The organism is Massilia horti, assembly GCF_004614195.1.
Taxonomy (GTDB): Bacteria; Pseudomonadota; Gammaproteobacteria; order Burkholderiales; family Burkholderiaceae_D; genus Telluria; species Telluria horti.
The window spans coordinates 34,621-61,575 of record NZ_SPUM01000152.1; the positions used below are offsets into that span (position 1 = coordinate 34,621).

24 protein-coding genes are annotated in these 26,955 nt (G+C 63.1%); 17 read left to right on the top strand and 7 right to left on the bottom strand.

What is annotated here, in order from left to right:
* Positions 1 to 2 precede the first annotated feature (2 nt).
* Positions 3 to 2,219 (bottom strand): TonB-dependent receptor plug domain-containing protein, encoded by a 2,217-nt coding sequence (locus E4O92_RS24385; RefSeq protein ID WP_135192233.1) that lies wholly within the window; start codon positions 2,217 to 2,219, stop codon positions 3 to 5.
* Between the two features lie 236 nt (positions 2,220 to 2,455).
* On the opposite strand from E4O92_RS24385, the gene E4O92_RS24390 reads away from it, so the two are divergent.
* Both E4O92_RS24390 and E4O92_RS24395 read left to right on the top strand, forming a co-directional pair.
* Entirely contained in the window at positions 2,456 to 4,156 is a 1,701-nt protein-coding gene (locus tag E4O92_RS24390) for an FAD-dependent oxidoreductase (protein ID WP_370660027.1), read from the top strand.
* 189 nt (positions 4,157 to 4,345) lie between these two features.
* Positions 4,346 to 5,560, top strand: coding sequence for an extracellular catalytic domain type 2 short-chain-length polyhydroxyalkanoate depolymerase (locus E4O92_RS24395; protein WP_135192234.1), 1,215 nt, complete (start codon positions 4,346 to 4,348; stop codon positions 5,558 to 5,560).
* A 63-nt stretch (positions 5,561 to 5,623) separates the two neighbouring features.
* Here the strand turns inward: E4O92_RS24395 and E4O92_RS24400 are convergent, their stop codons facing one another.
* The 4 genes from E4O92_RS24400 to xseA all read right to left on the bottom strand — a co-directional run bounded on the left by E4O92_RS24400 (position 5,624) and on the right by xseA (position 8,677).
* Positions 5,624 to 5,881, bottom strand: a complete 258-nt coding sequence (locus tag E4O92_RS24400; RefSeq protein ID WP_135192235.1) for a Txe/YoeB family addiction module toxin — start codon at positions 5,879 to 5,881, stop codon at positions 5,624 to 5,626.
* Complete coding sequence (locus E4O92_RS24405; RefSeq protein WP_135192236.1) at positions 5,856 to 6,155, bottom strand: type II toxin-antitoxin system Phd/YefM family antitoxin; 300 nt, start codon at positions 6,153 to 6,155, stop codon at positions 5,856 to 5,858. The genes E4O92_RS24400 and E4O92_RS24405 overlap by 26 nt, the downstream gene beginning before the upstream one ends.
* A 452-nt stretch (positions 6,156 to 6,607) precedes the next feature.
* Complete coding sequence (locus E4O92_RS24410) at positions 6,608 to 7,186, bottom strand: superoxide dismutase (protein ID WP_135192237.1); 579 nt, start codon at positions 7,184 to 7,186, stop codon at positions 6,608 to 6,610.
* A gap of 129 nt (positions 7,187 to 7,315) precedes the next feature.
* Positions 7,316 to 8,677: an exodeoxyribonuclease VII large subunit gene (gene xseA / locus E4O92_RS24415; protein ID WP_135192238.1), complete on the bottom strand. Its 1,362-nt coding sequence runs from the start codon at positions 8,675 to 8,677 to the stop codon at positions 7,316 to 7,318.
* A gap of 451 nt (positions 8,678 to 9,128) precedes the next feature.
* Here xseA and E4O92_RS24420 point away from each other — a divergent pair, with 451 nt between their 5' ends.
* The 8 genes from E4O92_RS24420 to E4O92_RS24455 all read left to right on the top strand — a co-directional run bounded on the left by E4O92_RS24420 (position 9,129) and on the right by E4O92_RS24455 (position 16,137).
* Positions 9,129 to 9,476 carry a hypothetical protein gene (locus E4O92_RS24420; protein WP_167759877.1) on the top strand — a complete coding sequence of 116 codons (348 nt, stop codon included), beginning with the start codon at positions 9,129 to 9,131 and terminating at the stop codon, positions 9,474 to 9,476.
* Positions 9,477 to 9,944: 468 nt separating this feature from the next.
* Positions 9,945 to 10,550 (top strand): MotA/TolQ/ExbB proton channel family protein, encoded by a 606-nt coding sequence (locus E4O92_RS24425; protein WP_135192240.1) that lies wholly within the window; start codon positions 9,945 to 9,947, stop codon positions 10,548 to 10,550.
* Entirely contained in the window at positions 10,550 to 11,002 is a 453-nt protein-coding gene (locus E4O92_RS24430) for an ExbD/TolR family protein (RefSeq protein WP_167759878.1), read from the top strand. Before E4O92_RS24425 ends, E4O92_RS24430 begins: the two co-directional genes overlap by 1 nt.
* A 31-nt stretch (positions 11,003 to 11,033) precedes the next feature.
* Entirely contained in the window at positions 11,034 to 12,068 is a 1,035-nt protein-coding gene (lpxK, locus tag E4O92_RS24435; RefSeq protein WP_135192242.1) for a tetraacyldisaccharide 4'-kinase, read from the top strand.
* Entirely contained in the window at positions 12,049 to 12,222 is a 174-nt protein-coding gene (locus tag E4O92_RS24440; protein ID WP_135192243.1) for a Trm112 family protein, read from the top strand. Before lpxK ends, E4O92_RS24440 begins: the two co-directional genes overlap by 20 nt.
* Positions 12,219 to 12,971, top strand: coding sequence for a 3-deoxy-manno-octulosonate cytidylyltransferase (gene kdsB / locus E4O92_RS24445; protein ID WP_135192244.1), 753 nt, complete (start codon positions 12,219 to 12,221; stop codon positions 12,969 to 12,971). The genes E4O92_RS24440 and kdsB overlap by 4 nt, the downstream gene beginning before the upstream one ends.
* A gap of 189 nt (positions 12,972 to 13,160) precedes the next feature.
* Positions 13,161 to 13,817, top strand: coding sequence for an adenylate kinase (gene adk, locus E4O92_RS24450; protein WP_135192245.1), 657 nt, complete (start codon positions 13,161 to 13,163; stop codon positions 13,815 to 13,817).
* A 181-nt stretch (positions 13,818 to 13,998) separates the two neighbouring features.
* Positions 13,999 to 16,137 carry a sodium-translocating pyrophosphatase gene (locus E4O92_RS24455; RefSeq protein ID WP_135192246.1) on the top strand — a complete coding sequence of 713 codons (2,139 nt, stop codon included), beginning with the start codon at positions 13,999 to 14,001 and terminating at the stop codon, positions 16,135 to 16,137.
* 153 nt (positions 16,138 to 16,290) lie between these two features.
* Here the strand turns inward: E4O92_RS24455 and E4O92_RS24460 are convergent, their stop codons facing one another.
* Positions 16,291 to 16,824, bottom strand: a complete 534-nt coding sequence (locus E4O92_RS24460; RefSeq protein ID WP_135192247.1) for a DsbA family protein — start codon at positions 16,822 to 16,824, stop codon at positions 16,291 to 16,293.
* Positions 16,825 to 16,994: 170 nt separating this feature from the next.
* Here E4O92_RS24460 and E4O92_RS24465 point away from each other — a divergent pair, with 170 nt between their 5' ends.
* Positions 16,995 to 17,189 (top strand): DUF1059 domain-containing protein, encoded by a 195-nt coding sequence (locus tag E4O92_RS24465; protein ID WP_135192248.1) that lies wholly within the window; start codon positions 16,995 to 16,997, stop codon positions 17,187 to 17,189.
* Positions 17,190 to 17,208: 19 nt separating this feature from the next.
* Complete coding sequence (locus E4O92_RS24470) at positions 17,209 to 17,907, top strand: hemerythrin domain-containing protein (RefSeq protein WP_135192249.1); 699 nt, start codon at positions 17,209 to 17,211, stop codon at positions 17,905 to 17,907.
* A gap of 6 nt (positions 17,908 to 17,913) precedes the next feature.
* On the opposite strand, the gene E4O92_RS24475 is transcribed toward E4O92_RS24470, so the two are convergent.
* Entirely contained in the window at positions 17,914 to 18,333 is a 420-nt protein-coding gene (locus E4O92_RS24475; protein WP_135192250.1) for a type II toxin-antitoxin system HicB family antitoxin, read from the bottom strand.
* Positions 18,334 to 18,537: 204 nt separating this feature from the next.
* Between E4O92_RS24475 and E4O92_RS24480 the strand changes: the two genes are divergently transcribed.
* From E4O92_RS24480 to E4O92_RS24500, 5 genes are all read left to right on the top strand, one after another.
* Entirely contained in the window at positions 18,538 to 18,987 is a 450-nt protein-coding gene (locus E4O92_RS24480) for a hypothetical protein (RefSeq protein WP_135192251.1), read from the top strand.
* A 101-nt stretch (positions 18,988 to 19,088) separates the two neighbouring features.
* Entirely contained in the window at positions 19,089 to 19,847 is a 759-nt protein-coding gene (locus E4O92_RS24485) for a 3-hydroxyacyl-CoA dehydrogenase (RefSeq protein WP_135192252.1), read from the top strand.
* 93 nt (positions 19,848 to 19,940) lie between these two features.
* A complete protein-coding gene (gene ggt / locus E4O92_RS24490) occupies positions 19,941 to 21,731 on the top strand; it encodes a gamma-glutamyltransferase (protein ID WP_135192253.1) in 1,791 nt (596 codons plus the stop codon).
* 47 nt (positions 21,732 to 21,778) lie between these two features.
* On the top strand, positions 21,779 to 22,948 hold the full coding sequence (locus E4O92_RS24495; protein ID WP_135192254.1) for a patatin-like phospholipase family protein: 1,170 nt from the start codon (positions 21,779 to 21,781) through the stop codon (positions 22,946 to 22,948).
* On the top strand, positions 22,945 to 26,955 hold a 4,011-nt coding region (locus tag E4O92_RS24500; protein ID WP_229483733.1), incomplete at its 3' end, for a hybrid sensor histidine kinase/response regulator. The genes E4O92_RS24495 and E4O92_RS24500, both read left to right, overlap by 4 nt.

Here is a 26,955-nt window from a genome sequence, read left to right on the forward strand (position 1 = left end):
GGTTACAGCTTTATTTCCAGGTTAAGGCCGGTGCGAGTATAGTCCGGCTGGAAGCTGGTTTGGCGGGAAAGGCCCTCAGCATTTTGATAAAGCCGTTCCGACGTATTTCTCGTGTTGAGGATGTTCGCAAGCGACAGCCGCAATTGGACGCGCGAATCGAATTTCCACAGCGCGTAGGCGTCCAGGGCACGCTTCGACTGTTGCCTCTGGCTTTGAAACTCGGAGATTTGCACCCAGCCACCTCCCTGATAAGCCAGGCTGGTGCCCAGGCTCAGGTCGCCCTTCTTGTTCTTGTAATCGACGCCGAGACTGGCAGACATCGGCGTCTGCGCATCGAGGCGGTTGTTGGGGCCGGGAACGGTGGACACCTGCGACCAGTTGCGGTGCACGCTCGCGCGCAAATCGACTCCGGGCGCTGTCGGGCTCAAGGCCTTGAGAGGGAATTTGAGCTCCGCTTCGAGCGAACGTACCTCGGCTGCTCCGTCGTTAAGCGGATGATACAGCCAGTGGTCTGGTGCATCCTCCTCCAGCTTGGTGCGAATGTAATCGGTAATCGAGCGCTTCGAAGCATTGATCGAAAATAGTGCGCCCGGCGCCCAGAAATGTTCATACGTAATATCGATGCCGTTCGCCAGTTCCGGCCGCAAGTTGGGATTGCCGCTGGAATCGGGGGCGAAACGGGTATTGAGCGGTGACTCGTAACGCTTGGCGGTGAGTTGCTCCAGCGTGGGCGCCTTGTACGTGCGTGTCAGCGCCAGCCGAAGCTGCCGGCCGCTTTTGCCGGGAAGCTTGTACAGCGTTTGTGCCACGGGGCTGAGCACGTGATTACGTGAGCTGGTGTTGGCAAGGCCCGTGCCTTGGCTGTCGGTTTGCACCCCTTCCCAGCGAGTGCCCAGGTAAATCGATAATTGCTTGTTTATGCTCCATTCGTCCTGCACAAAACCAGCCAGGCGCGTGATTTTTGGTTCGAAAGTCTCGACGAGATGGGTTGGCGCGGCGGTCCCCGACTGTTCGTTGCGAATGCGAGTTTCGTCGTTTTTTTGAATACTGGTATCAAGACCCGTCACGAGCGAGTGGTCCTCGAACAGGCTGCGGGTGAATTTGCCGCGCAGGGCATAGCGACTGATTCGGGTTGTGGTGTTCCAGTCCCGCTCCAGGCGCAGCGTCCGGTCTTTCGTAAACATTTCGCTTGGCTGATCATTTTCATTACGGCTGCGTTCGGCGGACATGGTGAGGTCCAGCTTTCCACCGACCGGCTTGGTGATCCAGTTGACTTCACCCCTGTACATCAACTGGCCGTTGGACGACCGGCTTTGACCCTCCACCCAATCGGGCGAGGGGAAAGTGCCAACCAGATTGTTGTTGCGCCAGCTGTATTCCGAGTGAGGGCGTACTGCCTGGAGACCGACCTGCACATTCAACTCGTCCCCGTTATCGCGCTTCCACGTTACGCGCGGGAACAAGCTTATACCTTCATATCTGAAATTTCCCTCGTCGGTGCTCTCGCGAGACTGAGACAATGTGCCGTCCGGCAGCACGAACTGGCTCGTACCGCGGGACCAGAAGTCACTGCGCCCCGTGAACGCGGCACCGTTCAGGAAATACGACAGGTTGCCAATTTTCTGTGCCCAGGTGCCGCTGGCGTTGTCGTGACGGCCTTGTGGCGTGCGCGACGTGCTAATGCGGACGTCTCGCTGCGGCTTGGCCACCACATTGCGCAGGATGATGTTGATCGTCCCGGCGATAGCCTGCATTGAATATTCCGCACTGGCCGCACGCACGATCTCGATCCGCTCGATCTGATCGGGCGAAAGGTTGTCCAGCGAGAATCCGGGGGGAGGGCGGTCGCCATTGACCAGGATTTGGGTATAACCGCCGCCCAGCCCGCGCATGCGAATTGAGTTGCCGGTGACGGTAACGCCGGGTGCGCGCTTGAGCACGTCGAAGACGTTGGTGTCGCCGTATTTCCGGATTTCTTCGGCATTCATCACCGTCTTGCTGGCGGTATCGTCGCGGCGCGGGTCGTAATCATTGGCCGAACCCTTGACCTCGACCGTCTGCATCGGCGGCTCGTCCTTGGATTGATCGGCTTCGTTGGCCGGCTTGGCGTCCTTCTGTTCCGAAACTGGCGTGGCGGGCTGTTCCTTTGACTGCGCCATTAAAACCGACGGCGAAAGAAGAAGCACGGCAAGGGCGATACGGGTTGGCTGGAAAGGCATTATTTACGGACCCAATGTATTGACCCCGTAGGTTAATTCAATATTAAAAGTCGGGCCATATTAATTGCTCTCTTTAAATAATTGATCAACAGGTTGAGCAGTTATTGCAGGATCTCGTTTTGGGGTAATCCGTTAACTTATGGAAAACGCTGAAACGAATTGGCGCGAAAGCTGTCTCACTCGCACAAGTTTGTTTGGAAGGTCAGGATAGATAAGAGTCGCAAGAAATAAGGTCCATGATGAGCGATCCAACCAGCCCACCGTCCTACCTCGGCCCCGAGGCTGCCAGCAGGTGGCACCAGATCTTTCCTACGCTCGACGCAGCGCAGCTTGCCCTGCTGCGCGAATACGGCCCACTCCGGTCGTACAAGGCCGGAACCGTGCTTTACAAGGAAGGTGACCGTCATACGCCGATGTATGTCATCGTGTCCGGCCAGATTGCGATCGAACGTAATACCGTCGACGGGACGCACCTGATTGCGACGGCGGGGCCCGGCATGTTCACTGGCGACATCGGCACGCTGGCCGGCCGCGCGCGGCTGGCGGACGGACGTGTGGTCGAAGACTGCGAGGCCATTGCGATCGATGAGGCTGCCCTGCACACGCTGGTAGTGGCCCAGGCCGAGCTCAGCGAGACGATCATGCGCGCCTTCATCCTGCGTCGCGTCCAGATCCTCGAGGACCCATTGGGCGGCGGCATCATCCTGATTGGATCGCGTCAAAAAAGCGATACGCTGCGCCTGCGCGAATTTTTTCACAGGAACGCCCAGCCGCTTGCCTATTTCGATATCGACCAGCATGCCGCCGCCGAGAGCCTGCTGGAGCGCTTCCATGTCACCGCAGCCGATCTTCCCGTGCTGGTTTCGGGGCAGGACCAGGTGCTGAAGAACCCTTCCAACCGGCTTGCCGCGGATGCTGCCGGCTTCAGCCCCGAGCGCATGCACGGCAAGCGGTACGACCTGGTCGTGGTGGGCGCGGGCCCGGCCGGGCTGGCAGCCGCGGTCTATGCTGCATCGGAAGGCCTCGCGGTAGCGGTGCTCGATGCCAATGCGCCGGGCGGCCAGGCCGGCGAGAGTTCGAAGATCGAAAACTACTTTGGATTTCCGACCGGGATCTCTGGGCAGGCGCTGGCCGGGCGCGGCCTGTCGCAGGCGCGCAAATTCGGTGCGGAGGTTGCGGTGCCGGTGGAAGTCATGGGGCTCGAATGCGCAGGCAGCGAGGAACCGCGTTACGCGATCAGGCTCGACACAGGCGAGCGCATCGATGCGCGGGCCGTCATCGTCGCGACCGGCGCGCGTTACCGCAAGCCCGATCTGGCGCGGCTGGAATCGTTCGAAGGATGTGGCGTGTACTATGCGGCGTCATACATGGAGGCGGCGTTCTGCACCGGGCAGGAGGTAATCGTCATCGGCGGCGGGAACTCGGCGGGGCAGGCGGCAGTGTTCCTGTCGCGGCATGCGCGTCACGTGCATGTGATGGTGCGCGGTCCGGGGCTTGCCGCCAGCATGTCGCAATACCTGATCCAGCGCCTGCAGGCCGCGCCCAATGTGACCATCCATCTGCAAACCGAAATTGTTGAGCTCATCGGGGACAAGGAACTGCAGTGCGTCCGTTACCGCCACGCGGGCAGCGCCGTTCAGGAGAGTGCGATCGCACACGTGTTCCTGTTTCTCGGCGCCGAGCCGAATACCGGCTGGCTGGATAAGAGTGTTGCGCTTGATGACAAGGGCTTTGTGCTGACCGGACCAGCGTTGCCTTCCGACAGATGGAAACTCGCTCGCGCACCGTATTTTCTTGAGACGAGCCGCCCGGGCATCTTCGCGGTGGGCGACGTACGCAGCAATTCAGTCAAACGCGTGGCGACCGCAGTCGGAGAAGGCGCGGCCGCGGTGCAATCGCTGCACGAGGTGTTGTCGTTCCAGAGCCGCGTGCACTAGCGACAGGGCGCGGCGGCAGTCCGTTCACTATTTGGGAACGTGTTCGCGCGCCTGCCTTCGCGCGAACAGGTTTCTGCTTGACTATTATTTCGAACCAACTATTCTGACTTTGTTCGGCTGGCAAGAGTGCCTAAGATGTCGTCTTGCGGCATCGCGAAGTTCGTCATAACAATCACGAGCGGGGGCAGCATGACAGTGCAAAGCAAAGCAAGCAAATTTGTCGCGGCCGTTCTCATCAGCTTGGCTTATGCAAGCGCCCTTGCGGCAGGGGTGGTCCTTCCGAAATACAACGTCAGCGTCAACAGTGTTTCTGTATCCGGATTTTCTTCCGGTGCCCACATGGCGGCGCAAATGCACTTTGCGTATTCAAAGACGATCAGGAAAGGCGCAGGCGTCGTGGCCGGCGGTCCTGTTTACTGCTCGCAAGGCAATGTCGCCATCGCCGCGGGACCCTGCATGGCAAATACCGCCTCGCGCAATCTCCCATACCTGGTTTCCGTGATCAATACCTGGTCTGGCAATGGCTACATCGACCCGACCAGCAATCTCGCTGCGTCAAAAGTGTATTTGCTGTCGGGAACGCTCGATTCCACCGTCAGGCAACCGGTGATGGACGATTTGAAAGCGATGTACGTGAATTACATCGCCGCCGCCAACGTCAGCTATAAAAACAATCTCGCGGCCGAGCATTCGATACCCACCGACTTTTTTGGAAACGGCTGCAGCATCAACGGCACACCTTACGTCAATAACTGCAACTTCGATACCGCAGGCGAAATCCTTAAATGGATCTATGGTTCGCTGAACGCGAAGAACGTGGGGCCTTTGAGCGGAAGTTTTATCAATTTCGACCAGGCTGTCTTCTGGGGCAATTTCAATCCCAACACACATGGCATGTCCAGCACCGGTTATGCCTATGTTCCGTCAAGCTGCGCGGCGGGGCAGGCGTGCAAGCTGCACGTTGCCTTCCATGGATGCCTGCAGAATGCTTCCACGGTGGGAACCGCGTTTTACGAGGATGCGGGATACAACCGATGGGCCGATACGAACAATATCATCGTCCTGTACCCGCAAGCGGCGCCGACCGCTGCAAATGCGGGCGGGTGCTGGGACTGGTGGGGCTACGATGACTTTAATTTTCCTGCCAAAAGTGGCGGGCAGATGGTGGCCATCAAGACGATGATCGACCGGATCGTCAGCGGCGACGCAGCGGCGCCATACACATGCAGCCATTGGTACGACAGCAATTACTGGCACGTCTATTATGGGCGGGCCTATATCGGCGGCGATGGGCAGGTCTACGCCGTCAATTCGAATCAGTACCTCGGCTATTATTCGACCCTGGCCTATACCGATGTGAGGAGAACGTCCGCTGGCTACTATGCCTACGGAAGTTGTTCATAGAACCGTTTTGGGAGCGTGAACAGGCCTGCAAGAAAAAAGGGGAGCGATTTGCTCCCCGGACCATCAGTAATGATAGCGACACGAAATGATCAAAAGTTCGTCATCAAAAATCGTGTAGACGAGGCTGTTATTCTCATCAATACGCCGTGACCAACAGCCGCTAAGGCTATGTTTCAACGGCTCAGGCTTGCCTTTCCCTGCAAAGGGATCTTTTTGGGCATCCTTGATCAGATCGTTGATGCGTTTGAGAGTTTTCTTGTCTTGTGATTGCCAGTAGATGTAGCTGTTCCAAGCTTCATCCGTGAACTTCAGGTTTCGCATGTTGCGGTTCCTCAGCGTCGGAAATGTTGATTAATTCCCGATGCTGCGCTTGACCGGATTGCGCCTGGGCGAGCGATTTGGCAAGGTGGGCTGCATTTGCAGGCGAACCCAACAAGTGCACAGTCTCCATGAGGCTGCTGTAGTAATCGAAGGACATGACAACCGCATCTGGCGCATCCCGACGCGCGATCACGGTTACATCTGCATCTTCAACAACCTGGTCGATAACAGCCCGAAGACTGTTGCGAGCATCGGAAAAGTTGATGATTCTCATTTGTTACTCCGTTCATTGATACTTTTTGAATTTTCGTAGTTGCCGTGTCGTCGTGTTGTCGTAGTCGTCGGTTTCTCGTAAGGGCCGGTTTGCGGTAGTTGTCGTTGTCGTCGGTTGGTCGTAGTCGTCAGTTTTCGAGTGTCAGCCTTGCAACATGAACGGTGAGACATGTACGATTACTCGTACAAGTGAGGTATAGCCCAACTAACGCAGTTTGCAAGCGTAGTTAGTAGAAAGCGAGCTGTGCTTGAGTACTACAGCTAACTTAAGCAAGGGCCAGGGGGCGGTCGCAAGCCAAGTACGAAGGTAGGCAGCGCTGAGCTGGCCTTGAATGCCGATATGTTTGTCCATGAAAAACAACGGCCCGCAAGAAGCGGGCCGCGAGATCAGACGTGGTGTTCCGACCTTTATTAAGCTGTTCCGAACTTAATTAAGGCGGGACATTGCCATGCTTAGGCAATGTTCTGGTTCACAAAGTCCCAGTTAACCAGGTTCCACCAGTTCTCCAGGAACTTGGGACGGGCATTGCGGTAGTCGATGTAGTAGGCATGTTCCCACACGTCGCAGGTCATCAGCGGCTTGTCGCTGGTGGTCAGCGGGGTGGCGGCATTGGAGGTGTTGACGATGTCGACACTGCCGTCGGCCTTCTTTACCAGCCAGGTCCAGCCGGAACCGAAGTTGCCAGCGGCCGACTTCGAGAACTCTTCCTTGAACTTGTCGAACGAGCCCCACTTGGCGTTGATTGCGTCAGCAACCTTGCCAGTCGGTGCGCCGCCGCCGTTCGGCTTCATGCAGTTCCAGAAGAAGGTGTGGTTCCACACCTGGGCGGAGTTGTTGAAGACGCCGCCCGACGACTTCTTGATGATTTCTTCCAGCGGAAGATTTTCGAACTCGGTACCCTTGATCAGGTTGTTCAGGTTGGTCACATAGGCTTGGTGATGCTTGCCGTAGTGGTATTCCAGGGTCTCTTCCGACATGTACGGCTGGAGAGCATTTTTGGCGTACGGCAGCGGTGGCAGAATATGTTCCATGTTTTGTCCTTGATTGGTTGGAAACGAGTTGCTTCTTCCGAAACGGCGCCTATTCTAAACCGGTTGGCGCAACGTTGCATATTTGGCTTCGCGTTCGACCGGCGGCACCGTGCCCGGAGCCGTTAGACCTCACTCCAGCAGACTTTGCACACCCGCCACGTTGACCTCGGCGCTGCCCTCTGCCAAGCGCACGTGCAGCTGCTGGTTCACCTTGATCTGGCCGGGCGCGCGCAGCACGCGGCCTTTGGCGTCGCGCACGATCGCGTAGCCGCGCTCGAGCGTGCGCTGCGGGTTCAGCAGTTCCAGCTGCGCCGCCAGTGCCTGCAAGGCGTCGCGCCGCTGCTTGATCTGGTTGCACAGGCTCGCGTTCAGATGGCGCTGCTCGGATGCGATCTTTTCGCGCAGCGCACGCACGTCGGGCCGGTGGCGCATCCAGCGCTGCTGCAACTGCGCAAGCACGATGCCCTGGCGTGCGAGCGGCGCGCGCACCGCATGGGTCAGCGCCGCCGCCATCGATCCGAGTTTCAGGCGCTGGTGCGCGATCTGGGCCGACGGGCTGAGCAGCCGCCGGCTGTAATTGTCCAGGTTCTGGTTGGCGTCGGACAGGATGCGCTCCATCGCCCGCTTGAGGTCCCACGCGTCCGTCTCGAGCGAGGCCAGCCAGTCGGCGCGCGCGGTGGCGGCCAGCTCCGCCGCCGCGGTCGGCGTGGCGGCGCGCATGTCGGCGGCAAAGTCGGCGATCGTGAAGTCGGTCTCGTGGCCGACTCCGGAAATCACGGGTATGCGGCAGGCGACGATCGCGCGCGCCACGCATTCCTCGTTGAAACACCACAGGTCTTCGATCGAGCCGCCGCCGCGGCACACCAGCAGCAGGTCGACCTCGGCCCGGGTTGAGGCCAACATAATCGCCTCGGCGATCTTGTCGGCTGCGAACTGGCCTTGCACGGGAGCAGGGTAGAGCACGATGTTCACGTGCGGCGCGCGGCGGCGCAGCGCGGTGAGCACGTCGCGCAGCGCGGCGGCCTGAGGGCTGGTGACAATGCCGATGCTGCGCGCGAACAGCGGCAGCGCGCGCTTGCGCTCCTGGTCGAACAGGCCTTGCGCTGTCAGCTTGTCCTTCAGGCGCAGGAAAGCTTCATACAGCTGGCCGACGCCGGCGCGCCGGATCGCCTCGACGTTGATCTGGTAGTCGCCGCGCGCACCGTACAGGGTGACCAGCGCGCGCACTTCGACCTTGTCGCCTTCACGCGGGATGAAGCCGGCGAACTGGGCGCGGCCGCGGAACATTACCGCGCGGACCTGGGCCGCCTCGTCCTTGAGCGTAAAGTACCAGTGCCCGGACCCGGCGCGGGTGAAGTTGGATATCTCGCCGCCGATCCATACCAGCGGGAACGAGCGCTCGAGCAGCCGCGCCACCTGCTGGTTCAGGGCGGTGACGGTGAGCACCGGCGGCGCGGTGTAGGAGGGATCGGCATCGGTTTGGGTCTGCATAGGGCTGGGTCCGGTTGTAAGCTGTCCACATGCGCGGGCGAGCGCAGGCGTGCGGCCATGCTTATGGCACAACTGGCGTAAAACGACAAGCGCTTTTCGTAAACAACTGATTTTCAAGGAAAAGTTGAGCTGCACTATTTCCGTGCAGAAGCAAAAAATCCTTTTGGATCAAGGGCTTCGGCGCGAGTCTTCACACTTGGCCACAATGTTATCCACAAAAGCTGTGTGAAACTCGTGATTGTTCGATACGCTGCGCGCTGCCTAAAAATCGGGCTGTCATGGTATTTCCTAATGGAATCAAGTACTTGGTTTGCGCTTGCCTGCCTTGCTCACAACGTTTTCCACAAAATGTGTGAAAAGTGGCGCGGAGCAGTCGTCCTGGCGTGCCGGAACAGGGGACAAGCGCCGGGATCGGGGCCGGGAGGGGGCGGAGACCTCGAACAACCTGACCATGCTGAAAATTTCAGCGCATCAATTTTTCCCTTTGGAATCAAAGGCTTTGTCCGGTCACAAGACCCTTGCGCACAATTTTGTCCACAAAAAATGTGAGAAACAGCTCGTTGACTGGGTGATGGTCGAGGGATTTGCCGGGTGCTCAAAAATCGGGCGAGCACATCAATTCCGAAACAAATCAAGCACTTGCGCCCCAGTTTCGATGCTTGCTCACACTGTTTTCCACAATTTGTGTGAAAAGCAGGACGACTTATCCAAGAAGCTGGCGAATCGGCAAGAAAACCGCCTGGGAACGGTGTGTCTGGGGATAAAAGCTGTGGAAAAGCCCGGTCTGATTAAAATTTGAGCAGGAAATTTTTCCCCTTTGAAATCAAGGACTTTTCCTCTGATCAAGGCCCTTGCTCACAAAATTGTCCACAAAAAATGTGAGAAACGGCACGTATGGAGTGAGGTCAAGGAAGCTCAAAATCGTGCCATATTTTTCATCGGAGAAAAATTTTCGAACAATATCAAACACTTGCAATCGTGTCTGGTGCCTTTCTCACAAATTTATCCACAGAATTTGTGTGCAAGTGGGGAGAAGTCAGGGGCATCGGACTGCCGGGATGTTGGCCGCGACAAACAAATATTTCGATCCGCGCCATTGCCTTATTTTTAAGCATCAAAAAATTTCCTTTATGAATCAATATACTTGCTGACCGACAAGGCATTTTGACACAATCTTATCCACAGAAATTGTGAAGAACTCTACTTGCCGCCGCGCTGCCAACACGCTACATTGCCGGATTAACTTGTAACCCATCAGGAGTTCGTTTTGCTCGCCATCCTACAAGCGGCCGGCTGGCCCATCTGGCTGTTGCTCATCGCGTCGATCGTTGCCCTGGCGCTGATCATCGAGCGCCTGATCTACCTGCGCCGCGAAAAGATCCTGCCGCGCCAGTTGCTCGAGGAAGTCATCCGCGTCTATCAGCATGGCAAGGTCACGCCCGACATCGTCGACAAGCTGGAACAGAATTCCCCGCTGGGCATGGTGCTGGCCGCCGCGCTGCGCAACGTCAACGCGCCGCGCGATGTGATGAAAGAGTCGATCGAGGAAGCGGGCAGGGGCGTGGCCAACGCGCTCGAACGTTTCCTGACCACGCTGGGCACCGTCGCCTCGCTCGCGCCGCTGATGGGGCTGTTTGGCACCGTGGTGGGCATGATCGAGATCTTCGGCGCCCAGAACGCCACCGGCACCAACCCCGCCCAGCTGGCGCACGGCATTTCCGTGGCGCTGTATAACACCGGCTTTGGCCTGGCGATCGCGATGCCGGCCCTGGTGTTCTACCGCCACTTCCGCGCGCTGGTCGACAGCTTCATCCTCGACATGGAACTGCAGGCCGTGAAGTTCGTCGACGTCGTGCACGGTGCCCGCAAATGATCGACTTTCGCCGCGGCCGCAAGCGCGAAGATCCGGAAATCAACCTGATTCCGTTCATCGACGTGCTGCTGGTGGTGCTGATCTTCCTGATGGTCACCACCACTTACAGCAAGTTCACCGAACTGCAGATCACGCTGCCGACCGCCGATGCCGAAAAGGCGCTTGAAAAGCCGTTCGAGATCAACGTGACGGTCGATGCCAAGGGCAATTACACGGTCAACAGCGTGCCGGTGTCCTTCCATAGCGTGCAGGGGCTGGCCGAGGACCTGAAGGCGGCCACGCGCACCGGCGCGGACGGCCAGCCGCTCGCCACGCCTGCCGCCAGCCCGGTGGTGGTGGTCAATGCCGACCAGTTCGCGATGCACCAGATGGTCATCAACGTGCTGGAAGCGGCGCGCCTGGCCGGCATGGACAAGCTGACTTTCGCCGCGCAGACCGGCGGCAAGAAGTAAACTGCGGCTCGGAGATCCGCCAACCCATCTAATGCCTGCAACCCGATCCCTCGAATCGACGCTGACCCGTGCCTGGATGCACCGCGGCCCGCTGGCCTGCGCGCTGTGGCCGGTCTCGCTGCTGTTCCGGCTACTATCAAGCCTGCGCGCCCGCCTGTACCGCTCTGGCCTCTTCAAGGCCGAGCGGCTGCCGGTGCCGGTGATTGTCGTCGGAAACATCTTTATTGGCGGTACCGGCAAGACGCCGCTGACGATCTGGCTGGTCGAAGCTTTGCGCGCACGCGGCTTTACCCCCGGCGTGATTTCGCGCGGCTACGGCAGCAGCGCCGACAGCGTGCGCGAGGTGGGCGCCACATCCAGCGCGCAGGAGGTGGGCGACGAGCCGCTCCTGATCGCGCGCCGCGGGCAGTGCCCGGTCATGGTCGGGCGCGCCCGCGCCGCTGCCGCGCGCGCCATGCTCGCGGCCCATCCCGGGGTCGATGTGCTGATCGCGGACGATGGCCTGCAGCACTACGGACTGGCGCGCGACATCGAGATCGTGCTGTTCGACGCCCGCGGCGTGGGCAACGGCTGGCTGCTGCCGGCTGGCCCCTTGCGCGAATTGCCATCGCGCCGGCGCGACTTTACCGTGGTGAACGCGCCCGCGCTGTCCTCGCGCCTGGCCCGGGACGTGGGAGGTGCGCCGTTTCGCATGCATTTGGCCGGCCGCTATGCCGAGCGCCTGGCGGCGCCAAGCGAGCGCGTCACGCTGGCCGAGCTGAAAGGCCGGCGCATCGTGGCCGCCGCCGGTATCGGCAATCCGGGGCGCTTTTTCGCCATGCTCGACGCCGCCGGCCTGGAGTTTTCCGCGTTGCCACTGCCTGATCACCATGACTTTCTCGACGCGCCATTCGACGGGCTCGATGCCGACGCCATCCTGATCACTGAGAAGGATGCAGTAAAATGTAGGCAGATAGAAAACCTGAAGAACGATCCGCGGCTGTGGGTCGTCCCGGTGACGGCGCAGATCGACGCCGCGCTGGCCGAACAAATTGTGGAGAAATGTCGTGGACGCTCGACTGCTTGATATCCTGGTCTGCCCGCTGTGCAAGGGACCGCTCGAATACGATAAAAAGGCGCAGGAACTGATCTGCCGCCCGGACCGCCTGGCATTCCCGATCCGTGACGGCATCCCGATCATGTGGGCCGACCAGGCGCGCAAGGTCGAACCGTCCGTATGAGTTTTACCGTCATCATCCCGGCGCGTCTTTCCTCGACCCGATTGCCGAACAAGCCGCTGGCCGACCTGGGCGGCAAACCGATGGTGGTGCGCGTGGCCGAACGCGGGCTTGAATCCGGCGCTGCGCGCATCATCGTCGCCACCGACCATGCCGACATCGCCGCCGCCTGCGCCGCGCATGGCGTAGAGGCATGCATGACGCGCGCCGACCACCCGTCCGGCACCGACCGCATTGCCGAGGTCGCTCAGAAGATCGGGCTGGCGGACAACGAGGTAGTGGTCAACCTGCAAGGCGATGAACCGCTGATCGACCCGGCCCTGCTTGCCGCCTGCGCCGCGCGCATTGCGCCAGGCGTGCCGATGGCCACCTGCGCCCATCCGATCGATTCCGCGGCCGACGCCTTCAACCCGAACGTCGTCAAGGTCGTGCTCGACAAGGCGGGCAGGGCGCTGTACTTCTCGCGCGCCACGATTCCCTGGCACCGCGACGGGTTTGCCGCCGCGCGCGATGTGCTGCCGCCCGGCTACACGCCGCTGCGCCACATCGGTCTTTACGCATACAGCAATGCTTTCCTGCAGCGTTATCCGAGCCTGGAGCCGTCGCCCCTCGAGTCGGTCGAAGCGCTCGAACAGTTGCGCGTGTTGTGGCACGGCTACCCGATCGCGGTACACGTGACCGGCAGCGCCCCGCAGGCGGGCGTGGACACCCCGGAAGATTTAGCAAGGGTAAGACTCCACTTCGCATCTTGATCCGGGCGGAAATATCTGCCTCCCGTTTCTGCGCTAGCTCAATTGATCAAATGGCAATCATTCCGAAATTGGCGTTTCAGTTAACTTTTGTGGTAAGTTTCGTACCAGGATAGTCAGATATGCATCAATTACGGTTGTCTGCCAACACAATATTCGTCTTCAACAAAAATCCGTTTTAGGAAACACTTCATGCGTCTCATTCTGTTAGGAGCGCCCGGGGCCGGCAAGGGTACCCAGGCTAACTTCATCAAGGAAAAATACAATATCCCGCAGATTTCGACCGGCGACATGCTGCGTGCTGCGATCAAGGCCGGCACCGAGCTGGGCCTGGCTGCGAAAAAGGTGATGGATGCGGGGCAACTGGTGTCCGACGACATCATCATCGGCCTGGTGAAGGAGCGCCTGCAGGAACCGGATTGCGCCAACGGCTACCTGTTCGACGGTTTCCCGCGCACCATCGCCCAGGCGGACGCGATGAAGGACAATGGCATCCAGGTCGACTACGTGCTGGAAATCGACGTACCGGACGAGCTGATCGTCGAGCGCATGTGCGGCCGCCGCACGCACCAGGCATCGGGCCGCGTCTACCACGTCAAGTTCAATCCGCCGCAAGTGGCGGACGTGGACGATGTCACCGGCGAGCCGCTGATCCAGCGCGATGACGACAAGGCCGAGACGGTGGCCAAGCGCCTGGCGGTGTATCACAACCAGACCGAAGTACTGCTCGGCTACTACAACAAGTGGGCCCAGTCGGGCCTGCCAGGCGCGCCGAAGTATCGCAAGATTTCCGGCGTGGGACCGGTAGAACAGGTCCGCGACGCGGCATTCGCTGCGCTTTCCGAATAAGCGACGACAAGCGGACCCGAGGGTCCGCTTTTTTGTCGGCCGGGATGACGCCCGCCGTCCGCCGCAGCTCGTTTTGAATCAATGTTTTGCAGTACGCAGTAAGGTTGGCTGACTGCCCATAAGGGCAGCGGTCTTTCGAAGTGTGTGTTTGTGTTACTTGATCTAGAACTAAGGGGACGAAATGGCTGCAAATCTGTTGGGTTTTGCGATGGCCTGCGGCATCATCGCGGTGATCTACGGGCTCTGGTCGCGCAGTTGGATCCTGCGCCAGGACCAGGGCAACGAGCGCATGCGTGAGATTTCGCTGGCGATCCAGGAAGGCGCCGCGGCTTATCTGGCGCGCCAGTACACGACTATCGGCATGGTTGGCGTTGTGCTGCTGATCGCCATCTACCTGCTGCTCGGATGGCCTACGGCGCTCGGCTTTCTGATCGGCGCGGTGCTTTCAGGCGCCTGCGGTTTCATCGGAATGAACGTGTCGGTGCGCGCCAACGTGCGCACCGCACAGGCCGCCTCCAAGGGCATGAACGAGGCGCTGGCGGTGGCCTTCAAGGGCGGCGCCATCACCGGCATGCTGGTGGTCGGGCTGGGCCTGTTGGGCGTGACCGGCTTCTTCTGGATGCTCACCAAAGGCGGCGCCAGCATCAATTTGCATGACGCGATCAAGCCGCTGGTGGGCCTGGCCTTCGGCGCGTCCCTGATCTCGATCTTCGCGCGCCTGGGCGGCGGCATCTTCACCAAGGGCGCCGACGTCGGCGCCGACCTGGTGGGCAAGGTCGAGGCCGGCATCCCCGAGGACGATCCGCGCAACCCGGCAGTGATTGCTGACAACGTGGGCGACAACGTCGGCGACTGCGCCGGCATGGCCGCCGACCTGTTCGAAACCTATGTCGTCACCCTGATCGCGACCATGCTGCTCGGCGCTCTGATGGTGGCCGGGGCCGGGCTCGAGGCGGTGCTGTATCCGCTGATGCTGGGTGGCGTATCGATCATTGGCTCGATCGTCGGCTGCTCAATGGTCAAGGCCAAACCCGGCAAGAAAATCATGTCGGCCCTGTACACCGGGCTGTGGTGGGCCGCCGGCCTGTCGCTGATCGGCTTCGTGATCGTCACCTGGATGCTCTGGACCGAGCCGGAGATGCGCTACCGCATGCTCGGCTGTTCCATCGTCGGCATCGTGCTTACCGGGCTCATGGTGTACATCACCGAGTACTACACCGGCACCGAGTTCAAGCCGGTGCGCCATATCGCACAGGCCTCGACCACCGGCCACGGCACCAACATTATCGCCGGCCTGGGTGTGTCGATGAAGGCTACCGCGTACCCGGTGCTGGTCGTATGCGCCGCGATCCTGGTGGCCTACCAGATGTACGGGCTGTACGGGATCGCGGTGGCGGCCACCTCGATGCTGTCGATGGCCGGCATTATCGTCGCGCTCGACGCCTACGGACCGATCACCGACAACGCCGGCGGCATTGCCGAGATGAGCGGCATGCCCGAATCGGTGCGCGCCATTACCGATCCGCTCGATGCGGTCGGCAACACCACCAAGGCCGTGACCAAGGGTTATGCCATTGGCTCGGCAGGGCTAGCGGCCTTGGTGCTGTTCGCTGACTACACCCACGCGCTCGAGTCGGTCGGCAAGACCATGTCGTTCGAGCTGTCCAACCCGATGGTGATCGTGGGCCTGTTCATCGGCGGGCTGGTGCCCTACCTGTTCGGTGCGCTGGCGATGGAGGCGGTGGGACGCGCGGCCGGCGCGGTGGTGGTCGAGGTGCGGCGCCAGTTCCGCGACATCGTTGGGATCATGGCCGGCACCGGCAAGCCGGAATATGACAAGGCGGTCGACATGCTGACCGCCTCCGCCATCCGCGAAATGGTGGTGCCGTCGCTGCTGCCGGTGGTGGTGCCGATCCTGGTCGGCATGCTGCTCGGACCGGCCGCGCTGGGTGGCATGCTGATGGGGACCATCATCACGGGCCTCTTCGTGGCGATCTCGATGACGACCGGTGGCGGCGCCTGGGACAACGCCAAGAAATACATCGAGGACGGCAACTTCGGTGGCAAGGGTTCCGAGTCGCACAAGGCGGCGGTGACCGGCGACACCGTGGGTGACCCGTACAAGGATACGGCCGGCCCGGCGGTGAACCCGCTGATCAAGATCATCAACATCGTGGCCTTGTTGCTGGTGCCGCTGCTGCCCGCCACCGGGTGGATCGCGGTGACCGTGCCCGAGATCGCCAAGGCGCCGGCACCGGTGGTCAGCCAGGCCAAGCCCGCACCTGCGGCTGTGGTGGAGGCGGCGGCGCCGGCGCACTGACCTCGGAGGTAGGGGGGTAACCGGGAGAGGCGACAGCGCGTCGCCTCAACGACGTAGGGTGCGCACCTGTGCGCGCGCGGTACGTGTGCGTACCCGAGTCAACGATATTCAACCGTACCGCGTGCGCACTGGTCCTCGGCGGCCCCGCGCCCCCTACGGCCTGCCCGTTGCCGCTGCCGCAGAGAGCGCTTGCGCCAGCGACGGCGCATCGTAGCGCCCTTCATAGTGTTCGCCATTGATGAAGAACGTCGGCGTGCCCGCCGCGCCGCTGAGCACCGCCCCGCGCAGGTCTTCCCTGATTTTCGCCAGAAACCGGTGGCTGCGCATATCCTCGACGAAGCGCGTCATGTCGAGCACGAACGGGTCGGCCAGCGCCGCGAGCATGTCGGCGCCGAGCGTGTCCTGGTTCTCGTAGATTGCGTCATGCACCGGCCAGAACTGGCCCTGCGCGCCGGCCGCCTCCGCAGCCTCGGCCGCAAGTTCCGCCAGGGGATGGACCTGGATCAGCGGCATGTTGCGGAACACGAGTCGCATCTTGTCACCCAGCACCGTCTGTACCTCCTTGATCACAAAATACGCTGCTTTGCAGTACGGGCATTGGTAATCTCCATACTCGACCAGCGTGGCCGGGGCATCAACGTGTCCCTGAATGTGATCGCTCTCATTGACTGGAATTGCCAGGCTCATGATTTTTCCTTCCCAATCTGGATCCGGAGACTAGGACGCTCCCAACATGCCCAGGTTCGCTGCTGACCGGGAGGTTTCGCAAGAAGGTCAAGCGCCTGCGTGCGCCCGCTTGAAGTCGCAGGACCGGAGCATATACTGCGCATGCGGTGTGGCCATCCAGGGAGGGCGTCATGGCACGCAAATATATCGATTGCCGCGAAGTTCCGAGCGAAAAGAAATGCAGCATCACGATTTCCGCTGACAGCGAGGAGGAACTGCTCGAGGCCGCTGCGCAGCACGCCGTGGCCGTGCACGGGCACCAGGATACGCCCGAATTGCGCAGCCAGTTAAAAGGCGCGATGCACGAAGGGCGCCCGCCCGAATGACAACTGGTGCACCTGGAAAATGACCACCCGACGCCGTCTCCTGCAAACCTCGATCGCTGCCAGCGGACTATTGGCTGGCTCGTCCAGCGGTTTCGCCGGCGCGGCGGAGCGGGAAAAGACAGTCACCGCGAACGAAGACCTGATGCGCGAACACGGCGTGCTGCGGCGCGCCCTGCTTGTGTATGGTGCGGTAGCCGATCGCCTTATGCGCGACGCGGCATCGGTGCCGCCCGCGCCTTTGCTCCGGACTGCGCGGCTGTTTCGCCAATTTGGCGAGGACTACCACGAGCGCCGCCTCGAGGAAAAATACATTTTCCCCGCCGTGCGCAAGCTTTCCGGACCGGCAGCGCGCTATCCGGACGTGCTGGAGATGCAGCACAACCGCGGCCGCGAATTGACCACTTACGTGATGCAGCTCGCACGCCAGGAACGGATTCCCGCGGCGCAGGCCCGTCCGCTGGCGACGGCTCTACAGCAATTCAACCTGATGTACGAGAATCACACCGCGCGCGAGGACACGATTGTTTTCGTCGCATGGAAGGACTCGCTTTCCGGCACCGCCTACAAGGAAATGGGAGAACGGTTCGAAGCGATCGAAAAGCAGGTGTTCGGGCACGACGGCTTTGAAGACGCGGTCAAGACCATTGGCGAGATTGAAGGCGAGCTGGGGCTGACCGACATCGCGCAGTTCACGATGCCGGCTCCGCCACGGATTTGATGCATCTTACGCGATTTGGATCTCGACCCGTTTCCCCAGCGCGTTGGCCGCCTTTTCGATCAGTGAAATGTCGGTTGGCCGTTCCAGCTCGAACAGGCGCTCGACGTCATCGATCGGCCGCCCGAGCCGCCTTGCCAGCTCGGCAATTCCGATATCGCTGGCCAGCATCGCATTCCACAGCAGGATCTTGGCGGTAGGGAGAGCGCCGAGCAGCACGCCCGGCTGGTCGTTGTTGGTGCGCGATGGGAGCGGGACCGGGCGCCCATCGCCGATGCACAATTCCAGGGCGTGTTCCAGTGCGCCTTTGGCGCGCGACAGAACGTCCTCGCGGTCCTGGCTACTGACCGCAGCCAAGGGAACGTCGGGAAAACCGACCTGTAGCGTACCATTAGGGTCGGAGGTGACGGTAATCGGATAATTGAGCATGATGTCGTAGCCTTGCAGGTAACACGAACTGCATCGCGAAACCGGGCGCGCAGGAATGCTGGCGAGCCCGCCGTACTTCATCAATTTGCTTTGTACCATGAACCCGGCGTCAGGCGAAGCCCCCCGGCAACAAAAAGTCGGATTTTTTCCCTGCGCCCAATCCTTCTCGCGGGCAGGGAATGGATTTTGGAATCGAGGTGGGCGATGAATCCTGCAAAACCGCTTGCAGCCGTTCTCCTGGTCCTGGCGGGACTGGCGGCTGCCCTGGCACAGGACGAACAGGGGACGGCCAAGCCGACCCCGGTGGCGCCAGCGGACAGCGCGACGACTGTGGAGCAGGCCGCCAAGCCGCCGCAGCAACGAAAAAGTCCGCCGCGCCGTCGTTCGGTGCAGCAGATTGTCGGCCCCGAGCCGCGCGTTTCTGCCGAACCGCCGCCGGCACTGACCTACGGTCCCGCGCCGTCAGGCTTCCCTGGCGCCCCGCCCACCAGTCCGGCGCCGGTCACGCCAGCGCCGGTTCCCCTCAACAGCTGCAACGGCAATTTCTGTACCGATGCCAATGGCGGCACCTACAACGCAGGCGTGGGCGGTGCCGCTGTCAACAGCCAGGGCAAGCTGTGCAACCGCGTCGGCAACACGATGCAATGCTTTTGAACACCTCTTAACGTAACCGTGGTGTTTCTGGCCAAAAGTTCGCTACAATCGGCGCGGTTGACGTTTACGTAAACGTTAAAAGAACCTGAGAGAGGAGAACCATGGACATTCGCAACAACGTATTCATCGTGACCGGCGGGGCATCGGGCCTGGGCGCCGCCACCGCGCGCATGCTCACCGAGGGCGGCGCCAAGGTCGTGCTGGCCGACGTGCAGGTCGAAGCGGGCGAGGCGCTGGCGCGCAAATTGAACGGGCGCTTCGTCAAGTGCGACGTCACCAGCGAGGCCGATGGCAAGGCGGTGGTCGAGGCGGCGCTGGCCCTGGGCACGCTGCGCGGCCTGATCAACTGCGCCGGTGTCGCGCCGGCGGTCAAGACGGTCGGCAAGGACGGCCCGCATCCGCTGGACGTGTTCCAGCGCACGGTCAACATCAACCTGGTCGGCACTTTCAACATGTGCCGCCTGGCTGCCGACGCGATGTCCAAAACGGAAGCCACCGTCACCGGCGAACGCGGCGTTTTGATCAACACCGCCTCGGTCGCGGCCTTCGACGGCCAGATCGGCCAGGCGGCCTATGGCGCGTCCAAGGCGGCCGTGGCCGGCATGACGCTGCCGATGGCGCGCGACCTGTCGCGCAACGGCATTCGCGTGATGACCATCGCCCCCGGCATTTTCGAAACCCCGATGCTGATGGGTATGCCGCAGGAGGTGCGCGATTCGCTGGGCAAGATGGTGCCGTTCCCGCCGCGCTTGGGCATGCCGGGCGAGTACGCGCAACTGGTGCGCGCGATCATCGAAAACGTCATGATGAACGGCGAAACCATCCGCCTGGACGGCGCGATCCGCATGCAGCCGAAATAAACGCTGCCGTACATTTTGACAATTTGATGTAGGATGCCGGATGGTATCGGGCGCACGGCCTCGGCCGTGCGCCTTTTTGTTTCCGGAGAATCCATGATCAAGTTGAAGCTGCTCGCGCTGGCGACGTCCCTTGCCGCAGCGCTTGCCATACCGTCGTTCGTCGCGCCCGCGTGGGGCCAGGACACCGCGCAGCGCGCCCCAGAAGTTGCCACCGGCTATGTCGACAAGCCCGGCTGGCCTGCGCGCAAGTACATGGTGGCGGCCGCCAATCCGCTGGCGGTCGACGCGGGCTACCAGATGCTCAAGAAGGGCGGCAGCGCGATCGACGCCGCGATCGCCACCCAGATGGTGCTGACCCTGGTCGAGCCGCAGTCTTCCGGCATCGGCGGCGGCGCCTTCCTGGTCCATTACGACGGCAAGAAGGTGCAGGCGTTCGACGGCCGCGAGACCGCCCCGGCCAAGGCCGACGAGCACCTGTTCCAGCACCCGGACGGCACGCCGATGTCGCGCACCGAAGGCATCGTCGGCGGCCGCTCGACCGGAGCGCCGGGCGTGCTGCGCATGCTGGAGCTGGCGCACAAGCAGCACGGGCGGCTGCCGTGGAAGACGCTGTTCGAGCCGGCGATCCGCTTGGCCGAAGACGGCTTCGCGGTCAGCCAGCGCCTGAACGGCCTGCTGGCCTGGGACCCGTATATCCGGAAGGATCCGGCAGCAAGCCGCTACTTCTACGACCCGGCCGGCAAGCCCTGGCCGGTCGGCCACATCCTGAAGAACCCGGAGCTGGCTCGTACCCTGCGCGAGATCGCCGATGGCGGCGCGGACGTCTTCTACAAGGGCCGCATCGCGCGCGACATCGAAGCCAAGGTCCGCTCGCATCCGACCAATCCGGGCCTGCTCACGGCGAGCGACATCGCCAACTACCGGCCGAAGGAGCGCACGCCCGTGTGCACCGACTACCGCGTCTGGACCGTGTGCGGCATGCCGCCGCCATCCTCGGGCGGCATCGCGGTGGCGCAGATGCTCGGCATCCTCGAAACGAAGAACATCGCGGCGCTCGCGCCTGCCAACGGCATCCCGGGCGCCGAGGCGGTGCACCTGTTTTCCGAGGCCGGGCGCCTGGCCTACGCCGACCGCGACCGCTACGCGGCCGACACCGATTTCGTGCCGCTGCCCGGACGCGGCGTGCCGGCCCTGCTCGACAAGTCCTACCTGGCCCAGCGCGCCAGCCTGATCGGCCCGCGCGCGATGGGCGTGGCGCCGCCGGGCAACCCGCCGGGCCTGGATGTCGCCTGGGGCATGGACAACTCGATCGAGGCCCATTCGACCTCGCACATCTCGGTCGTCGACGCCTACGGCGAGGGGCTGGCGATGACCACCACCGTCGAAGACGCGTTCGGCTCGCGCCAGATGGTCGACGGCTTCATCCTGAACAACCAGCTGACCGACTTTTCTTTCGATTCGCGTGACGCCAACGGGCCCATCGCCAACCGGGTCGAGGCCGGCAAGCGCCCGCGCAGCGCGATGAGCCCGACCGTGGTGTTCGACAAAAAGACCGGGCAGCTGGTGCTGACCGTCGGCTCGCCCGGCGGACCGGCGATCATCAACTACGTGGCCAAGGTCCTGGTCGGCACCCTCGACTGGCGGCTGGACGTGCAGCGCGCGATTTCGCTGCCCAATTTCGGCAGCCGCAACGGTCCGACCGAGCTCGAAGCAGGGCGCTTCCCGGCCAGCGAAATCGAGGACCTGAAGGCGCGCGGCCACAAGGTGCGCCTGACCGAACAGAACTCCGGCCTGCACGGCATCGAGCGGCTAGGGATCGACGGCGTGCAACTGTGGTTTGGCGGCGCCGATCCGCGGCGCGAAGGCATCGCCAAGGGCGACTGAGAGCAATAATTTCCCGCAAGATCGGCAGATTTTGCTACGCTTGCGGGATGGTTATTGAACGGAAGACGGGGCTGATCCTGACGGGAGGCGGTGCGCGTGCCGCCTATCAGGCAGGGGTGCTGGCAGCGATCGCCCGCATCCTTTGCGAGGCCGGTTGGCCCTCAACCAAAATTCCGTTTGACATCATCTGCGGCACCTCGGCCGGCGCGCTCAACGCGACCGCGCTGGCATGCCGGGCCGACGACTTCGGCGAAGGCATCGACAAGCTGATGGAGGTCTGGCAGGGCGTCGCGGCCGAGCAGGTCTACCGCGCCGACTCGCTCGGCGTGCTGCGTTCCGGCGCACGCTGGCTCTCGCTCCTGTCGTTCGGCTGGATGCTGCACAAGTGGCGCGCGGCGCCGCCCAATTCGCTGCTCGACAATACCCCGCTGGCGGGCCTGCTGCACCACATGCTCGACCTGCCGCGCCTGGACGCGGCGCTGGACGCGGGCCTCTTGCACGCGCTGGCCGTCACCGCCTCGTCCTACACCGGCGGGCGCCACATCACCTTTTACCAAAGCGCGCAGGCGGTTCAGCCGTGGGAACGCCACCAGCGCGTGGCGATTCCCGACCAGATCGGCGTCGAGCACCTGCTGGCCTCCAGCGCGATCCCGTTCATCTTCCCGGCCGTGCCGCTGTACCTGTCCGGCCGGCTCGAATACTGCGGCGACGGCGCGATCCGCCAGCTGGCGCCGATCTCGCCCGCGATCCACCTGGGCGCCAGCCGCGTGCTGGTGATCGGCGCCGGGCGCATGAGCGAGGCCGCGCGCGACCACGCCGCCAATGTGCGTTACCCGAGCCTGGCCCAGATCGCGGGCCATGCGCTGTCCTCGATCTTCCTGGACAGCCTGGCGGTCGACATCGAGCGCCTGAACCGGATCAACATGACCCTGTCGCTGCTGCCGGAGGAGCAGCGCGCCCTGATGCCGTTAAAGCCGGTCGACCTGCTGGTGATCGCGCCTTCCGAGCGCCTGGACGACATCGCCGCGCGCCACACCAGCAGCCTGCCGGGGCCGGTGCGCGTGCTGCTGTCGGCGATCGGCGCCACCGAGACGCGCGGCGCCGCGCTCGCATCCTACCTGCTGTTCGAGCGCAGCTACACCTGCGAGCTGATCGCGATGGGACAGCGCGACGCGTACGCGCGGCGCGCCGACGTGCTGGCGTTTTTCGGATCATGATGCGCGCCCTGTACGCCATGGTTGCCCTGCTGCTGGCGCTGGCCTGCGCGAGCGCGCACGGCGCGCCGCCGCTGTCGCTGCGCTTTGACCACCTGTCCGTGGAGGACGGACTGGCGCAGGAATCGGTGCTGTCGATCGCGCAGGACACCGACGGGTTCATGTGGTTCGGCAGCCAGACCGGCCTGTCGCGCTTTGACGGCTACCGCTTCACCAACTTCCGCAACATCGTCGGGGACCCGCGCACGCTCGGTAACAACTGGGTGCGGGTGCTGCTGGTCGACCGCAAGGGCCGGCTGTGGATCGGCACCGATGGCGGACTGGATCGCTACGACGTGGCGACCCAGACTTTTGTGCACTACCCGGCCATCGAATCGACCCGGCGTGGCAACGGCAACCGCCACGTGCACGCGATCGTCGAGGACGGCAAAGATGGCCTGTGGCTGGCCACCGCCGACGGACTGCAGCACTTCGACATCGCCAGCGGACGCTTCACGATGTGGCATCACGACGAGCTCGACGGCTCCAGCCTGGTGGACGACCAGGTCAATGCGCTCGCGCTCGATGCCACTGGCCGGCTGTGGATCGGCACGTCCTCGGGCCTGGACAGCCTGGGCGCCGACCGCAAGCGCTTCGTGCACTACCCGCTGGGCGGCGGCGCGCGCCACGCGGCGGTGCAGGCGCTGCTGATCGATGGGGCCGGGGCGCTGTGGATCGGCAGCATGGCGGGCCTTGAGCGCTGGCAGCCGGACGGCAAGGGCGGCAATGCGCGCCGCCGCTTTGGCCTGGAGGAAGCGTTCCAGCCGGCCGAGGTCACCACACTGTACGAGGACGCCGATCGCCAGGTCTGGGCCGGCACCCGCGACGAGGGCCTGTATCGCTGGCACTCGCGCGCAGGGCGCTTCGAGAACTTCCGCCACATGTCCTCCGACCGCCGCAGCATTGGCGACAACCAGGTGTCGGCGCTGTACCGCGACCGCGTCGGCACCTTCTGGGTCGGCACCTGGTATGCGGGCGTGTCGCGCGTGGACCTGGGCAGCGGCGGCTTTTCGCGCATTGTGCGCAAGGCCGACGCGCCCGACACGCTGGCCGACAACAAGGTGCGCGCGATCGCCGACGACGGCGCGGGCAAGCTCTGGTTCGGCTCCAACAGCGGCCTGAATCACTTCGACCCGGACACCGGCGTCACCCGCGTCTACCGCCACGATCCGAACAACCCGAACAGCCTGATCGACCTGCCGGCCAACGCCATTGTGCGCGACCGCGCCGGCGTGCTGTGGATCGGCAGCCGTACCGGGATCACCCGCTTTGATGTCAAGAGTGGACGCTTTTCGCGCCAGCAGCTGGTGCCGGGCGACGCCGACGGCAACTTCGTGCGCGGCATGCTGGCCACCCGCGACGGCGCGATCTGGATCGCAACCCGCGGCGGCCTGCACCGGCTCGACCCGATCACGCGCCAGATCCGGACCTGGCGCCACGACCCGTCCAAAGCCTCGAGCCTGTCGGACAACGTGGTGCGGCCGATCCTCGAGGACCGCCATGGCCGGCTGTGGATCGGCACCTTCAACGGGCTCGACCTGCTCGACCGCACGACCGGGCGCTTCCGCCACTTCCGCCACGACGCTGCCGACCCGTCCAGCCTGTCGCATGACGAAGTCCACTACCTGCTGGAAGACCGCCATGGCGCGCTGTGGGTCGGCACCGCGGTCGGGCTGAACCGGATGGTGCTGGGGCGCGACGGCGCCGTCAGCTTCGTGCGCTACACATCCAAGGACGGCCTGGTCGACGACGCGGTGGCGGCGATGCTGCAGGACCTGGACGGCAGGATCTGGATCAGCACCACCACCGGCCTGTCCTGCTTCGATCCGGCCGCCGGGAGCTGGCGCAGCTTTAACGCCTCCGACGGCACCACCGAGGGCGCGTATTTCGACGCTTCGGCCCTGCGCGCGCCCGACGGAACGCTGTACTTCGGCGGCTTTAACGGCGTGACCGCCTTCAACCCGCGCGCGGTGCGCGACAACCTGGTCGCCCCGCGCGCGGTGATCACCGGCTTTCAGGTCTTTAACCAGCCGGTTGCGCTCAAGGACGCGCACGGGAACGCGGTGCCGATCGAGCACGCCAGGCGGATCACGCTCTCAAGCAGCGACTCGGTGTTTTCCCTCGAATACTCGGCGCTGCACTTCGCCGCGCCGCAGTACAACCGCTTCGAATACAAGCTCGAAGGCTTCGACCGCGACTGGGTCAGCACCGACGCCAGCAAGCGCTTTGCCACCTACACCAACCTCGATCCGGGCGATTACGTGTTCAAGGTGCGCGCCGCGAACAAGGACAATATCTGGAGCGATGAACCGGTGGCGCTGGCGATCACGATCGAGCCGCCGTACTGGAAGACCTGGTGGTTCCGTTCGCTCGTCGTGCTGGTCGTGGCGGGGGGCTCATGGGGCGCGGTCAAGGCGCGCGTGTCGGGCCTGCGCCGGCAGAAGGAGCGCCTGGAGCGCGAGGTGAGCGCGCGGATCGAGGAGATCAAGCTGCAGAACTGGCTGCTCGAGCGCCAGACCCAGGAGCTGCGCGAACAGCAGCGCCAGGTGCGCGAGAACACCGACGAGCTGGCCCAGGCCAACCGCGCGCTGCAGGAGAACGAGGAGCGCCTGCAGCTGGCCAAGGACCGCGCCGAGGACGCGGCGCGCCAGAAGTCCGAATTCCTGGCCAACATGAGCCACGAGATGCGCACCCCGCTGGCCGGCGTGATCGGCATGCTCGGGTTCGCGCTGCGCGACCGCCGGCTCGGGGACAGCACGCGCGAGCAGATCTTGCGCGGCCAGGCCAACGCCCAGTCGCTGCTCGCGATCATCAACGACCTGCTCGATTTCTCCAAGATCGAAGCCGGCAAGCTGACCATCGAGAACATCGACTTCGCGCTCGACGCCACGATCGAGAACGTGGTCAGCCTGTTCGAGGAGCAGGCCGCGGCGCACAGCGTCGACTTTGCGGTGGACATGGACGACAACCTGCCGCGCTTCGTGGTGGGCGACCCGACGCGCCTGCGCCAGGTGCTGGTCAACCTGGTCGGCAACGCGTTCAAGTTCACCAAGCATGGCAGCGTGTCGCTGCACGTGGAGCGCCGCCCTGACGACCAGCTCGCGGGCGCGGATGGCGCGCGGACCAACATGATCCGCTTCACGGTGCGCGACACCGGTGTTGGCATCGCGTCCGAGGCGCTGCCGCGCCTGTTCCAGAAGTTCGAGCAGGCCGACGCCACCACCACCCGCCGCTACGGCGGCACCGGCCTTGGCCTTGCGATCTGCCGCCAGCTGGTCGAGCTGATGGGCGGCACGATCGGGGTCCAGAGCATCGAAGGCGTGGGCAGCACCTTCAGCGTCGTGCTGCCGCTGGCGGACGGCGTGCAGCCGCCGCTGGCGCCGCCCGTGCCGCGCGAGCCGCACACCCATCGCCTGAAGGTGCTGTGCGCCGAGGACTTCCCGACCAACCAGATCATCATCCGCATGATGCTGACCGATCTGGGGCACGACGTGGACATCGCCGAAAACGGCCAGCTCGCGGTCGAGGCCTGCGCGCGCACCCGCTACGACCTGGTGCTGATGGACGGACGCATGCCCGAGATGGACGGCGCCACCGCCACCCGCCTGATCCGCGCCGGCGGACCACAAGGCACTCCGGTGCTCGACCCGGAGGTGATGATCGTCGCGCTCACCGCCAACGCCAGCGAGGAAGACCGGGCGCGCTACCTGGCCTGCGGCATGGACGCGTTCCTGGCCAAGCCGGTCGACGAGGCGGCGCTGCACTTGCAGCTGTCGCGCGCGATCGAACGCCAGCTCCAGCGCGGCATCGAGCTGCCCTTGATGCCGGCCCGGGGTGCCGGCAGGCCCAGTACCGCCGAGCTGGACGAAATGTTCGAAGTGTTTACCGGCCCGCCGCCGCTGGCCGCCGCCGCGCAGTTCCCAGGGCGCCGCAGCGGCGACCTGCTGGCGCGGCTGCGCGCGGCCTTTGCC